This is a genomic window from Nitrospirales bacterium (genome assembly GCA_031315865.1).
In the GTDB taxonomy this organism is placed as follows: domain Bacteria; phylum Nitrospirota; class Nitrospiria; order Nitrospirales; family UBA8639; genus JAGQKC01.
The window spans coordinates 2171381-2185321 of record JALDRJ010000002.1 but is presented as its reverse complement, the minus strand read 5'-3'; the positions used below and the strand labels follow the sequence as shown (position 1 = coordinate 2185321).

Here is a 13941-nt window from a genome sequence, read left to right as displayed (position 1 = left end):
TGTCTTTCAAAAATGATAGAGAAAGCATTAGGCTGGAGCCGCACTCGGCTGAGCTCGTTTTTTCTTCGAAGATTTCATCCAGTTGCTCCAGAAGGAACTTGACTCCTGCATTGGTGCATCGCCCAAGAAGGAAGCAGCAAACTTTTGATACATTTTCGTCAATGCCGAACGTGGCGCGATCATCACGACAGGCTTGCCACTATTGATCGCACTACTGGACGACGCATAATCATTGGGGATTAACCAGCTCGCTTTTTGTTTCAAAATGTCATTCGTTTCATTCAAGACGTCTTTTTCATGCGGAAGATATCGAGTGATCACCAGGTCGATCTTGTCCTGCGGGACACCGGAACCCCGCAAGAGCTCAAGAATCCGCTTCGTCCGGTGGACCACCGGCACCATCAGACTGGAGACCACGATAATACTCGACGATAATTCCAGGGCTTTTTTCGTGGTCAAATCCAAAACATGTCCACAATCAATCACCACAAATTCAAACATGGATTGCAACAGCTTGATCGTCGGTTCAATGCAGTCAGGATTCAGCCGTCCCGCGCTCAGATCATCGTACCCTGAAGGCAGGACATGTACTCCCGACTCATGCTTCGTCAACACGCTCGCGAGAAAGGCGAGATCCACCCGGGTCAGGTCAGCGGCAATGTCTCGAAAGCTATGAGTCGTGGGCAGATCCAGGTACAGAGGGATATCGCCGCCATGCTGATTGACATCGACCAACACCACCGGCGGCTTTCTCTTGTCGCTATGGAGAGAAGCCGCGAGATTGACCGCCACACTGGTTGTGCCAGTTCCGCCTTTTCCGCCGAACAAGGCGATCACTTTCCCTGTTTGTTTTTTGCCTTCAAAGACCGTTTCACTATTTCGTGTTTGAAAACGTTCTAACGCGGCTTTGATCTCATCGGGCTGGATAGGCTGCGGCAGAAACTCTTTCATCCCTGCCCTCATGGCTTCCAGGAGCAGAGTCGAGTCCACCTTGGATGAGGTAAGAAAGATTTCCGTACCCTTGGCAGAATCCAACACCGTCTTCATGAGAGAGAATGTTTTTTCAGGATCATCGTCGACTTCCAGGATTAATAACCGCGGAACTTGCGTGTCGCCTGACTGCTTGAGTCGAAACCGTTCATCAGCTTGTATGTGTTCTTCCAGGGTTTTTTTGATATCAGATGTGGCCACCGCGAGTTCCACCAGTTTCCCGTCCCCTGATGTGGACGAGTTCGCCCCACCAACACGTGTAGGAGTCCAACTTGATCCACTCATTTTTTACCTCCACCACTGCCCTTTGTCTTCATTTCATACGGAGGTTTCTGGAAATGTTTTCGATATCGCTGAATGGCTTGATTGGACGCGGGGCCATCAAGGCCTTCGACCGGATCGAGTTTTTCCGAAGCTTCCGGATGCAGGATTTGAAGGTCTCTGGCAGTCCGAAAGGATTCTCCATAGCCTTCACTCAGGGTCGTCGGAGGGGGAGCGTAAGGATCCCACACCTGATCGGCTTTCCCCAAATCGCGGGGTTTTCGTCCATCCTCTTCTGACATGAAAGGCCAGAGCTGACACCCTGAGACAATGAGAAAACTCAAGAGGATACTGAAGCCAAACCCGATCGTTTTTGTCAGGGAGTTACACATATCGTTTCCTCTCTCCATGGCCGCTATGGGGCTAAATGTCCGAAGGTCCCTTCTAATCCACTGCCTTGCCAGGCCAGCTTTCCGTATCCTCGAGGTTTCTCGAGCGAGAGTCCATTGACCTTGGGTTTTTGCGGAACGCCTTCGAGATAGCCCAGCAACATCAGCTCAAAATCATTGGGCTCGAGATAGTCATCCCCTGGCAAAGACAACTTGGCAAGATTGACCGGTTTGACCAGCCGTGGCGTGACGATCACGATCAATTCCGTTTCGCTTTTTTGAAATGACGTACTACGAAAGAGCGTCCCTAACACCGGGATATCTCCGAGAATGGGGTATTTGGCGACGGTTTCGCGAATATTGTTTTGCAGTAATCCCGCGATGACGAAGCTCTGACCATCATCGAGCTCTAAGACCGTCTGCACCCGTCTCGTCGTTATCGCGGGAATGGTAAACCCTGCGGACGAGATGCCATTGCCAAAATCCAACTCTGAGACTTCCGGCATGATTTTCAGAGCGATTTTATCGTCATTCAAAACCGTAGGATTGAAACTCAGTCTCACACCAAATTCTTTGTAGGTGATCGTCGTCACGCCCAACGCTTGCGGGACAGGAATCGGGAACTCTCCCCCGGCTAAAAAGTTGGCTTCTTGCCCACTAATGGCCACGAGCGTGGGTTCGGCGAGCACTCTCGACAAATTATGCTGTTTCAAAAAATCCAAAAAAATCATGTACAGATCGTTGCCAAATGGAATTCCGAACGTGGCATTCACGGCAGCGGATCGCAAGAAGCTAAACACACCGTCCGCGACGCTAATCTCACTCAGATCATTGAGTTCTCCAAAAAAGAAACTTTCACCAAGCCGTGAATAGTTGATGCCCATACGACGCGTCAGTCCACGGTTCATTTCAACCATATGCACTTCAAGCATGACCTGTTGCACGCCCCCGACCGTCATGAGATTGATCACTTTTCCGGGAGCGTAGGGTTCAGCCATTTCGATAATTTTTGTCAACTGTTCGGTCGTGGACACGGTGCCTGACAACGCGATATTGTCATGTCCGGCAGTCACTTCGACATATTTTTCTCCGGGAAAGACTTGATGTAACTGGGCTTTGAGCTTGGCAAGATCCGGTGTCACCAAAACTTCCAAGACGCTGCTGACCGTTCCATTTTTTTTCCAGAGCGTTAACGTTGTCGCTCCGATAGACTTGGCCGTGAGATACACCTGCTTCGGTGAAATCACCAAGGTGTCGGCAACCGCGGGATTCGCGACGGATGCCCGGACAAAAGGAATCGGGCTATCGATCACGATCGAAGCGCCGAGCCCCACCTGCAGTGATTGCGGAACATTCGTTTCAATCGCTTTATGCGTCAGCCCCTCGGCCTGAACCTGGGTGATCCCGAGCATCGCAATCCAAACGACTCCCAATATGATTCGTTTCCACTGTTCCCCACAGAGCGCCCCCTGTTTTGCCATGCTTGGCCCTCCCTCAAACGTCATTCGCATATTGCACTCGTTTTGTTCCTGACTCGTCATAGGAACGACTCGTTTTTCGCGCCTTTCGGAGATTAAAATTTCACGACACTCTTGGCATTGCCCTTAATGACCTCGACGCGAGTGTGGCGTTGTTTCGCTTTCTTTTTCGGGGGTGGATACAATTTAAACGACGCTTGCAGATCCCGGATCGTGGCACCGCGAGTTTTCTTTAAATCCGGGTTCAGCGGACTTCGTAAGGCAAATCGTAGCTGCCCCCCATTGGAGGCCATCGCGAGCATTTCGGCTTCTTCGAGGGTCACCTCAAACGTCACAATCTTCACGGGCTGCGGTTTGCCATCTGCTGGCCCACGCTCCATCTGCGTACCGATCGCCAGAACCTTCATGTTTTCCAGTACCGTTTTCGTGATCTTTTTCTGCCCCTTCTCCCCGGCCATCGTGAGCATAATATCGACGCGATCACCCGGCTTCAGGAATCCTGGAAGCGCCACGACCTGATCGACTTTCACCGCCATAGCACGTTTTTCAGGATCGAGGACACCGAGCACGCCTCCAGATTTAATATCGATGGGGGCCAATTTAGACTCCAGGATGGGCTCATGCCGTTTCATGGAAGTCAACACGATTCGTCCGATTAAATCCTCGGGCTTTTTAAAATGGCCAGATGGAAGATTTTCTTGCGGAAAGGGGATTTCACGGATCATTTCTTTCTTGATAGGCGTTCCCCACGCAAGATCTGCGCTGGCAACCGCGATCGGAGTCCCCTCGATCGTTACAGTTCTTTCCTCAACCACTTGTGGAGACTGTTTTTGCTGCTGAAGCCAATTGTAGATCAGAATCGTCGTGACCAAAGCGATGCCGACTGCGAGCCCCATGAACAGGACAGGGCGGTTTTGAAACATGTCGTCTACCTCGCTATCTATATCAATAAGAGAAAATGAAGCGTCTTGACGGTTTTTGTCTCGATTCGCTTACTTGCTTCATCGGATAACTCAGAATATTCTTAAATTCCTTGGCCCTAACTGCTCCCTTAAAACGGTGTCGTCTCCATCCATCTCCATGCCTGTGAACACAAGGCCCCGAGTCCAATCACGAGTCCATACCGGAGTTTGGGCTGTCCTTGTTCTGACGGAGGAGGACCGGTGAACATTCGAGCCACTAACCAGGTCGTTAAGATGACCCTCACACGCTCAGCCGTACTGGGAATCCCCCATGTCAATGCCATCAACCCGATGGCATAGAGACCGCCCAAGCAAGCCGTGATTAAAAATGCGATAAATGCGTCATACGGACCAATAACCGCGCCTACGGCACCGAGTAACTTCACATCGCCAGCTCCCATGCCTCCTAATAGGTAAAACACGAACAGTAATCCAAATCCGACTCCTAGCCCCTCGATACTGAAGAGAAAGCCGTCCATCCCATCCAAGACTGTATGCATAAACAAGCCAAAGCCGGCCAACGGAAACGTGATGAAGTTGGGAATTCGACTCCGACGAACATCGGTAATCGCGGCTCCAATAAGAGCCAGTGAGAGAATGCCGATGAGCAAAAGATAGGTTAGGCTAGAATCAGACATACGAGTTTACACCCTGAAAATCGAGACGACCCACACGATACGAGGAAACGTGAAAGGCTTCACTATGCTCATTCGCCGCGTCAGGTCTGGGTTGCATCAGCATTATTTCCTCGATAGTTTGGTATGTTCGGTTAAATCCATAAAATCTGTAGGCTCAAAAGAGTTTTGGACAAGCCCGCCTCCCTCCCCTGACACCATCTTGCCTCCCTCTCCCTTCCCTGTTGAACCATTCCAGCAAGATCGAAGACGGGTACGGTCTCGACGTGTGCCGCCAAACCGTCGCCCTGGCACATCAACAAAAATGGGCCACGTGAGCGATCCCTCACGTGGCCCCATCCATGAAATGTTCTGGCTTAGAAAATTATTTTACAATGATAACGGTAATCGCCGAACCTGATGGATTTCGCACGATCATCGAAAGAAATTTAGGGAACCCCTACAACACTAACCCTGGGACGCTACTTTTTGTTCCGTATCCTTGACCACCATTCCCCGCATTGGATCCCGGACGGCCCTTGTGAATGCCATCACACTCGATCTTCGCGAGAATTCTCATGTTTGGCGGACCCTGGACACTGTAAATGGTTGCCTTGGCAAACCCCACGATTGTCATGGGGCCGTGTGGATTATTGCAATCGCTCTGATCATACACAACGAGAAATGTCTCCCAATTTCCGCTGGCGTCTTTCTTCGTATCGTACAGATTTTCCAGTTCGCTAAAAGCGGAGGCGACATTCCCCCCAATAAATATAAATTGTGACTCCTCCGCAATAACCTCTGGGGCCGCAAAAGTTCCGTTCCGGAGCTCAATAAGAATATCCTTGAGCTTTGAGGCATTCGCCGGACTTTGCTCAAAAGTATGCCACCCGGCACAGCCCACTAACGAACCTGTTGGATGAAACTCGATCGTATCCCCACATCCCCCCAGTTCGAAGTATTCTTTAGAGATTCCGACCGGGATATCAACTTCTCCACTGACGGCGGTAGCGATCGGCAGCAACGCCGCAGTGGCCTGAGCGGCCACTGCCATGCTATCAACGCCAAAAACGCCTGCGAAGGAGGTTGAAAGTGGGCCATTGGCGATACGATCCCTTCGAACGGTCACCGCGACGGCTGTCGGTTGAAGGTTCGTCATGAAAAACGCCGCGCCATCCCATTGACCGAATTGAATATCGCTATGATCGACTGAAATGAAAAGCCCCCCGGCAGAATTTTTCTGCGCAAGGTCATCCATCGCGGCAAGAACGAGATTCTTCTGTGATGTATTGAGGACGAAGTTCCTTTGTTCGTCGAGTGGTAATCCTTCATATAACTCACCGAGGACCCGCGCTCCGGCCAAAGCCACGCTATCAGCCACGTTACGAAGTTCCTGCTTGCTGACGATGGCATATCCAATATCGATCGCAAACGCGGCAATGGCCAAAAACATCCCGATCACGAGTGCGCCATACAGACCGATCGAACCACGTTCATTTGTGAAGATTGCTCGAATACTCACGTTCAGCTCTTTCAATGTTCAACACGAGTCATATAAACTTGACGCCATCACAGGACTCTCTCTTTTCCCTTGGCAAAAGAAAACGCCCTTGGAAGTCAGGCTATGATACTAATCCCGGCACACTACTCAACGTGCCAAACCCTGCACCACCGTTGCCTGCATTCGAACCTGGACGACCTTGCTGTATGGCGCCGCATTCAATCCTCGCTAAGATTTCATTGTTCGGTGCCCCTGAAACAGCATAGACCGTGGCCTTGGCAAACCCGACGACCGTGAGAGAACCAGTCGGATTGTTACAGTCACTTCGATCATAGACCACTAAAAACGTCTCCCAATTTCCGCTGGCATCTTTCTTGAAATCGTAAAGCTTTTGCATGTTGGTAAAGGCCGAAGCCGCATCCCCGCCGATATATTCAAATTGCGTTTGGCCTGCGATGACTTCCGGACTCGTGAACTGTCCGGTTTTTAATTTCTTTAAGATGTCATTTAAAGTCGCGGCATTGGCCGGTTGATTCTCAAAGGTATGCCAGCCCGCGCAACCATCGAGCGTACCAGTGGGGTGAAACTTGATCGTATCCCCGCAGCCATGCGTCTCGAAAAATTCCTTTGAGATTCCGACGGGAACATCGACTTGTCCAGGAGGAACGCTGGCTATCGGCAGCAACGCCGCGGTGGCGTTAGCTCTTAATTCCAGACTCGTCACACCAAAAACCTTTGCGAATGTCGTCGAAATGGGGCCATTCGCTCCTCCATCACGGCGGACAGTCACTCGCACGGCAGCCGGTTGAGCCGCTGTCGAGGTGAACGTCGTCCCGTCCCAATTCCCGATCTGCACATCCGTACTTGGAACAACAATGCTCAATCCTCCCGCGGAATTCTTCAATGCAATATCTGCGATAGCGGCCTGTATGATGGCCTCCTGATCACTCGTCAGGACAAAGCTCAGTTGATCACCGAGAGACAATCCTTCATACAATTGGCCGAGTGCTCGGGTTCCCGCCAAGGCCGCGCTGTCCGCAACGTTACGAAGCTCCTGTTTGGTCACGATGGCATATCCAATATCGATCGCAAACGCGGCAATACTCAAGAATGCCCCGATGACCACGACCGCATACATCCCCATCGTCCCGCGCTGATTGACTATCTGTGCTATATGAAATGTTCTCTTCATCACATTTCCTCATGCCCCTATGGACAATATCTTTCTCCCATTTATTCCATTTTCATGACCGTGGTGGAGCTAAGCGTCATGCTGTCCATCATGCCTGGCACCAGCTTCGATACAACCCAGAAATCAAATGGATAATTGACTTTCACCTCAAGATCTGCCCCGCTTGATCCCCCTGCCCCGTTGGCTTCTACAGATGCGACTGACGGATTATACCCTTGCTGCATCAGTGTGTTCTGCACGACGGTCTGAATCTCAGACAGTGTGATTCGAGGCGTCGTGAGCAAGATGCCTTGTCGGGCCCCCTCACGGCTCGCGTTCGCTAACATTTCCTGTGCATACATCAAACGTCCGAAATCCACGACGCCCATCGACAACAATAGAAGAAGCGGCAATAACACGGTAAATTCCATTGCCGCCAAACCGGCCTGAGCGTCCAATGGTTTGCTCACTGGTCTGTCTGTCCACTTGTTTTTCATCACCACTCCCCCTCTGCCCCCCTCTCCACGATGCAACTGTGGAGAGGTATTAAGAAACTCTGATTCGCCTCCCCCACTACCGAGCGGTAGTCACAGCCTAACTCGCGGCCGTCATTGAAGACGAAATGTCGTTAAAGGTGTTACCAACGACCTGCCCAAGAGTCGTTACGGCGGATATAATCACCCCCGCGATTAATGCTACAAGTAACCCATACTCCAGCGCGGTCGCACCGTCTTCACTCAGCCAAATGTGAGAACCCATCTCAACCAGTCGATTTCCCATGAATTAGACTCCTCGCCTCTACACTAGGTCCAACATGGCACATTGACATTGAGCACTCATCCACTCTCTATACCCTGGGCGATCAGGATGCCCGCATCTCGAAAAAGCCGGTCCAGCGAACGACTTATTTGTCACAAGTCCTAGTATCCCGAAAAATCCGATACACCGTCTCGATCAAGGCAGCGAGAAGACCGCATTCCGTGCGTGCCCCCAAGCTTCACCGTGAACCATGTTCAGGAATAAAGCCAGCAGCTTGCCTGGCATGGTTACCTTCTCTCGTGTGAAGCACAGGGCACAACGAGAGCACCGAAAGCCTTTCGGCTCAAGAACCTCGACGAATATGACGTGCCTTCACTGTCTCTGGGCTCGCAGCTGTCCGCTGTCAAAAAAATGAGAGCCCAATCACTCAAAAATTGTTACGAGGCCGCACTCATTGAAGACGCGATACTGTTAAAGGTGTTGCTCACGACTTGACCAAGAGCGGTCACACCGCCGATGATCACCGCCGCGATTAAGGCTGCCAACAGTCCGTATTCCAACGCTGTGGCCCCTTCATCATCTTGGAAGAATTGTTGTATGGCAGGTACAGTGAGATGTCTCATGGTGTATACCTCTATTCTTCAGTCATCGTTCTGTCGTAATACGACAAAACGATCATGGAGGAAGATTCGTCCATCGTCCGACTCTCAGAACGAGAGTCGGACGATAAGACATCGTAGAATCGGTCCCCCGATGGTGGTTTATGAAGCTGCGCTCATCGAAGACGCAATGCTATTGAACGTATTGCTCACGACTTGACCAAGGGTGGTCACGGCACCGATGATCACCGCCGCGATCAAGGCTGCCAACAGTCCGTATTCCAACGCTGTGGCCCCTTCATCATCTTGAATAAACCGAATAGCATGAGTCATCATAGTTGCTCTCCTTTCGGGCACATTGGATAGATGTCAGGTTCGATGGTGTGCCCATTGATTCGCCATCGCTGACCTTCTGTGTGACATAGCTGATTCCCAGTGAACCAATTTTCTGTCACCTGATTGTGATCGTTACGTTCTCCACAGAGCCCCTGTGCCTGTCCATACGTATCGGGGCCCGTCTCAACCATACGCTGATGTTTTTCAGTAATCTCCACGTGTTGTTCAACCCAGAATAGCGTGCGCCTGTCATCTTCCCTTCGCCAAAATCGAGAAGGACAGAGGCCTGGGCGTCTTGTGGATTTCATATTCTTCGCACGCAATCGGTGTCTTGTTCGTGCTTGAAGAAAAGAATGAAGGCTCTGATGTATGAATGTTTTGTTGGACGACTTGACTGGGATGGAAAGGGTTTTCCAAGCGGTCTTCCGAGATGTCGAATCATGGGCGAAAGCATAAGGCTTTCCCCAGACCTGCTCCGCCGGCATGGCACCGAGCAGAACTTCTTCAAACCGAGTGGGGTCAGAACATGACCAAAATCTTGAGGGCATAGACAGACTCCTTCCCCGTGTCTAAGAACTCTAGTCCCGTCAAGATATCTGGCTTCCCCTTCGGCGGCCCGGCCATCAGTCTGACGACTGATCCGTACGGCTTTGCGTCCCTGCCTTGCGACAGGTTTGCCTTTTCGGGAGAGAGTTCAAATTTCAAATGTGATTTGGCTTATCGGATAGGGCATGGAAAACTTGACGATTATTTTGAAAGATTTTTCTGATACGTACGTTCACTATAAATGATACATATTGTGACCAATTCTTCTTATTTGCCCTGGTCATTGGCAACGCCCCCTTTAGACCTGCCACTGCGTTCATTGCTCAAGGTGCGCCTCAATTGACCGATCTTTAGCTGTATGAGGCGTATCATCGGTACTCGCTATAGGTATCTGGCCCCCTGAGCACAGCCCTCGCATGAACACCCCATCTCTCATAGAGAAGTCATTGTCTGAAACTGTAGAACCGTTCACTCAAACGGAACAGACGATCAATCCAGAGATTTCCATCGTGTTGCCATGTCTGAATGAAATTCAAACGCTTGAGGTCTGCCTGAGAAAAATTAATCTCGCAGTGGCCACGCATCATCTGCATGCGGAAGTCATCGTCGCCGACAATGGAAGTGATGACGGATCCCAGGCTAAAGCGGAAGCCTGCGGTGCGCGAGTCGTCCACGTTCACGAACGCGGCTATGGAGCTGCGCTCATGGCCGGAATTTCGGCGGCAACCGGGACATATATCATCATGGGCGACGCCGATGATAGCTACGATTTTACGGCTATTTATCCTTTCATCGAGCAACTTCGTCAAGGCCACGATTTGGTGATGGGATGCCGTATGCCAAAGGCTGGAGGAACTATTCTCCCCGGGGCCATGCCCTGGCTCCATCGATGGATCGGCAATCCAGCATTAAGCCGTATCGGGCAAATATTCTTTCATTGTCCCGTGACCGATTTTCATTGTGGGTTGCGAGGCTTTCGACGAGAATTTTGCCAAAGGCTTGACCTCCGAGCCACCGGGATGGAGTTTGCCTCGGAGATGGTGATCAAAGCCACACTCCTGGGCGCCAAGATATCTGAAATACCGATTACGCTCCATAAGGATGGCAGAAATCGTCCTCCCCACCTCCGTACATGGCGGGATGGTTGGCGCCATCTTCGCTTCATGTTGTTGTATTGTCCACGATGGCTTTTCGTCTTGCCGGGGGTGATTCTCTTTCTTCTCGGCATGTTTGGAGGCACGTTTCTCATTACAGGCCCTCTGACGCTTGGAAACATCACGTTCGACACCAACACCCTACTCGTCGCGTCCATGGCGATCTTAACGGGCTTCAACCTCATGACGTTTGGCGTGTTTTCCAAAACCTTCGCGATATCGGCAGGCTTACTTCCCAGGGATCTGCTGTTTGAACACACGGTAGAACGGCTCTCATTGGAAGTAGGGATCGTCTGCGGAGTGCTTATTACATCGATGGGATTCGGGTTATTGGCTCTCGGAACCTGGTACTGGCACATTCAAAATTTTGGCGCGCTGTCCTATCCCGAAAGTCTTCGTCTGATCATTCCCGGCACCACAGCTCTCACACTGGGCATTGAGATGATCTTCTCCTGCTTTTTGCTCAGTCTGCTGCTTATGCGGCATAAATAATCACGGCGTGCGGACTTATACTTCGAAGGATACTTCATGTCACTGGATAGTTTAGAACGGCTGATACCTGATCAACTAGAACCCGAAGAAGTGACTGGTCAATTGACCCTTCAACTACACATGGAACGATATCAGTTCGCGGCGGCACAGCTTCATCCCGGCCGTATCCTGGATATCGCGTGTGGAGTGGGTTATGGATCACAGATTCTTCGCGAACACAACCCTCATAGTCAGGAAGTGATCGGCGTTGATTGTTGTGAGTCGACAATCGCCTATGCCAGAGAACATTACGCCAAACAAGGCATCCGTTTTCACCTAGCCAACGCCATGTCATTTAAAGACGTCGAGGAATTTGATTCCATCGTTTCATTGGAAACCATCGAACATGTCCCTGACCCGCAGGCCCTCATCGAACACCTGATGACGCTCCTCCGTCCAGGCGGCGTCTTCATTGGTTCGGTTCCCACGACTCCCACAGTCGACGCCAATCCGCACCATCTTCACGACTTCACGGAACACAGCTTTTTACGACTCGTGGCCCCGTTCGGATTGACGGAAATCGCCCGGCTGCCACAAGTGCAGCACTTCAATCCCCTTCACGTCATACGTAGAAAAGAGAAACGCCTGGCCGACCTTCGTCCTCACCTCGGCCATTACTATCTCACCCATCCCAAAGCCTTTATGCAGCGGTTGCAGGCCACCCTGTGCTTTGGTTTCGCCAATCATTACTTGACGGTCGCTTGGCGAAAGCCATCCTAACACTGTTCACTTAGACGTGGCCTGGAGAAGAATCCTTCACTTCAAAGAGCTTGAAGTGATCGGCTAAGGCAGGCGGCAAAACGACCGGCACCATCCAGTCCGGCTCCTTATCTTTGAGCAATCTGCCGTAAAACGAATCTTTGGCGTTTTCTTTGCGCATGTAGAATCCAGGCTCAGCCGGCGAAGAAGGGCACAGTAAGACCAAATTCACTTGACGAGTCGTGAGGATCGTTTTGGCGCGTTGCTCTGTGACATCAGACATCACATCGTACGTATCAATCACGCCGGCGGCGTTACGATGATAGGGAGTCGCAATGACCCGATATCGAGTCCGATAGAGTAATTCCGGGCCGAAATCAACGAACGCCATGATGGTTCGTTCTTGGTCACCCCAATCGTCTTGTTCGTTGAGGAACTCTGACAGCTTTTTCACCGGACAATGTGCCGCCGTCGTCCCTCCAACGGCACTGCTTTCTTGCGCCATCAACGTCGAACCACCGATGACAAACCCAAAAGCTCCAACCATCACGATCGTCGCCTTGATAACACCCTGCCATGGACATCTCAACTTCGGTTCTACCGTAAGGACAAGCTTGTGAAGAAAGTGCGCATACGGTAACGCAAACAAAAATTCTGTGTAGGCAATCCACCGCATTTCTCGAACAGCCAGAGGAAGATAAACCAGGCTCGCGATTCCGACCATGATCCAAAACAGTCGGGCACGGGCCTCTTCTTCTTTCCAGATGAGCCATCCTAAATATGGGATGCCCGGAAGGGCGATGCCCAACATGAACAGCAAACGGCCAAACTGCCACGGATCGGTCGAGATCAACGGCTGCGTTTCCGTCACGCGATCCCAGAGTAACGTCATGATTCTGGGATCGACATCGACGAGGGGGCCATGAAAAATTTTGGGATACAGCCATCCAGTGATCCCGACGAGAAGAATGCCGCCCAGGACACCCGCGATCAAACGACGTCTCGGCGTCGCACAGATGTCTTTGTAATCCTTCAACAACCACATGACCATCCACACGATCGCCAAGAGCCCAAACACCGTCCAATGAACGACTGAAAATCGATCGAATTCAGGAGCGCTCCACTGCCCGAGACCTCGTTCGATCACGAGCGCAACTGTCGCCATGCCCCACAAGCTGCCCGACACAATCATCAACCGTTGAGCCCAGTCATTTCCGTAAGCCACCCAACAACATGCAAGAAACGCGAAACTCACCAACACGCCGATCAAAAATTCGATGCTGAGCCACACCCCCACAGCCGACACGATCCCCACTGCCACACACGTTTTCCAGTTCAGTCGGGATATGCTCATATGGAAGGCAAAACCCAGCAACAGAATCAAACAACACAACAGAATACCGTGATGATCAACGCGGCCGGCAAGATAATAGGAAATCACGCCTGGCTGCAGGATAAACGTCCCTCCCAGAATAAGCCTGCGATCCCGGCTGAACACCGGACGCACCAGCCACATCAGCCCGAGCAGAGCCGCGAGCTGGAACAACGGACTGATCATCACACTCCACCAATGCAGTGCGGTGGGAAATGGGAGAACGAGGCTTCCAAGAGAGCCGCCGAGGATTAACATGGTGTCCATCGCCCTGGTCCAATGCTGGACTTCCCCATAGGGCGCATTGCTCCTCGGGTAGGTGGAATCAAACCAATCTCCAGACTCCACCAAATGAAGCACGCGATTCAACCGCATGTAGCTATCGGTATCAACGACCCCTCCGTCATAAAGATCGACCGGGCCTTGCGTAGCCCAAAGAATCTGAATCACGAAGGCCATGAACAACAGGAACATGATCGGACTCCCCTCGGACACGTCCTCTGTCCGATCATCGAGCGGCTGGGGTTGTTGCGGGAATAGCATAAAGGATGGAGGTCACTCAGACCACGGGAGTTCATA

Annotated in this window: 14 protein-coding genes and 1 riboswitch; of the genes, 2 read left to right on the top strand and 12 right to left on the bottom strand. The window is 51.4% G+C overall.

Annotation, left to right across the window (positions count from 1 at the left end; genetic code table 11):
- Window positions 1-27: 27 nt before the first annotated feature.
- The 11 genes from MRJ96_10080 to MRJ96_10030 all read right to left on the bottom strand — a co-directional run bounded on the left by MRJ96_10080 (window position 28) and on the right by MRJ96_10030 (window position 9060).
- Complete coding sequence (locus tag MRJ96_10080; GenBank protein ID MDR4501785.1) at window positions 28-1275, bottom strand: AAA family ATPase; 1248 nt, start codon at window positions 1273-1275, stop codon at window positions 28-30.
- Window positions 1272-1643, bottom strand: coding sequence for a hypothetical protein (locus MRJ96_10075; GenBank protein MDR4501784.1), 372 nt, complete (start codon window positions 1641-1643; stop codon window positions 1272-1274). Before MRJ96_10075 ends, MRJ96_10080 begins: the two co-directional genes overlap by 4 nt.
- 23 nt (window positions 1644-1666) lie before the next feature.
- Window positions 1667-3151 (bottom strand): type II and III secretion system protein family protein, encoded by a 1485-nt coding sequence (locus MRJ96_10070; protein MDR4501783.1) that lies wholly within the window; start codon window positions 3149-3151, stop codon window positions 1667-1669.
- Window positions 3152-3213: 62 nt separating this feature from the next.
- Window positions 3214-4041: a Flp pilus assembly protein CpaB gene (gene cpaB, locus MRJ96_10065; protein MDR4501782.1), complete on the bottom strand. Its 828-nt coding sequence runs from the start codon at window positions 4039-4041 to the stop codon at window positions 3214-3216.
- A gap of 128 nt (window positions 4042-4169) precedes the next feature.
- A complete protein-coding gene (locus MRJ96_10060) occupies window positions 4170-4718 on the bottom strand; it encodes an A24 family peptidase (protein MDR4501781.1) in 549 nt (182 codons plus the stop codon).
- A 436-nt stretch (window positions 4719-5154) separates the two neighbouring features.
- Window positions 5155-6216, bottom strand: a complete 1062-nt coding sequence (locus MRJ96_10055) for a pilus assembly protein (protein ID MDR4501780.1) — start codon at window positions 6214-6216, stop codon at window positions 5155-5157.
- A gap of 100 nt (window positions 6217-6316) precedes the next feature.
- Window positions 6317-7387 (bottom strand): pilus assembly protein TadG-related protein, encoded by a 1071-nt coding sequence (locus tag MRJ96_10050; GenBank protein ID MDR4501779.1) that lies wholly within the window; start codon window positions 7385-7387, stop codon window positions 6317-6319.
- Window positions 7388-7428: 41 nt separating this feature from the next.
- A complete protein-coding gene (locus MRJ96_10045; protein MDR4501778.1) occupies window positions 7429-7863 on the bottom strand; it encodes a pilus assembly protein in 435 nt (144 codons plus the stop codon).
- A gap of 97 nt (window positions 7864-7960) precedes the next feature.
- Complete coding sequence (locus MRJ96_10040; protein ID MDR4501777.1) at window positions 7961-8146, bottom strand: Flp family type IVb pilin; 186 nt, start codon at window positions 8144-8146, stop codon at window positions 7961-7963.
- 416 nt (window positions 8147-8562) lie between these two features.
- Window positions 8563-8748 carry a Flp family type IVb pilin gene (locus MRJ96_10035; GenBank protein ID MDR4501776.1) on the bottom strand — a complete coding sequence of 62 codons (186 nt, stop codon included), beginning with the start codon at window positions 8746-8748 and terminating at the stop codon, window positions 8563-8565.
- A 138-nt stretch (window positions 8749-8886) separates the two neighbouring features.
- Window positions 8887-9060: a Flp family type IVb pilin gene (locus tag MRJ96_10030; protein ID MDR4501775.1), complete on the bottom strand. Its 174-nt coding sequence runs from the start codon at window positions 9058-9060 to the stop codon at window positions 8887-8889.
- 607 nt (window positions 9061-9667) lie between these two features.
- Window positions 9668-9749, bottom strand: a riboswitch (cyclic di-GMP riboswitch).
- A gap of 273 nt (window positions 9750-10022) precedes the next feature.
- Here MRJ96_10030 and MRJ96_10025 point away from each other — a divergent pair.
- A complete protein-coding gene (locus MRJ96_10025) occupies window positions 10023-11252 on the top strand; it encodes a glycosyltransferase family 2 protein (protein ID MDR4501774.1) in 1230 nt (409 codons plus the stop codon).
- A gap of 36 nt (window positions 11253-11288) precedes the next feature.
- On the top strand, window positions 11289-12011 hold the full coding sequence (locus MRJ96_10020) for a class I SAM-dependent methyltransferase (GenBank protein ID MDR4501773.1): 723 nt from the start codon (window positions 11289-11291) through the stop codon (window positions 12009-12011).
- Window positions 12012-12021: 10 nt separating this feature from the next.
- Here MRJ96_10020 and MRJ96_10015 read toward each other — a convergent pair whose 3' ends face one another.
- Window positions 12022-13836 (bottom strand): hypothetical protein, encoded by a 1815-nt coding sequence (locus MRJ96_10015; GenBank protein MDR4501772.1) that lies wholly within the window; start codon window positions 13834-13836, stop codon window positions 12022-12024.
- Between the last annotated feature and the right edge of the window lie 105 nt (window positions 13837-13941).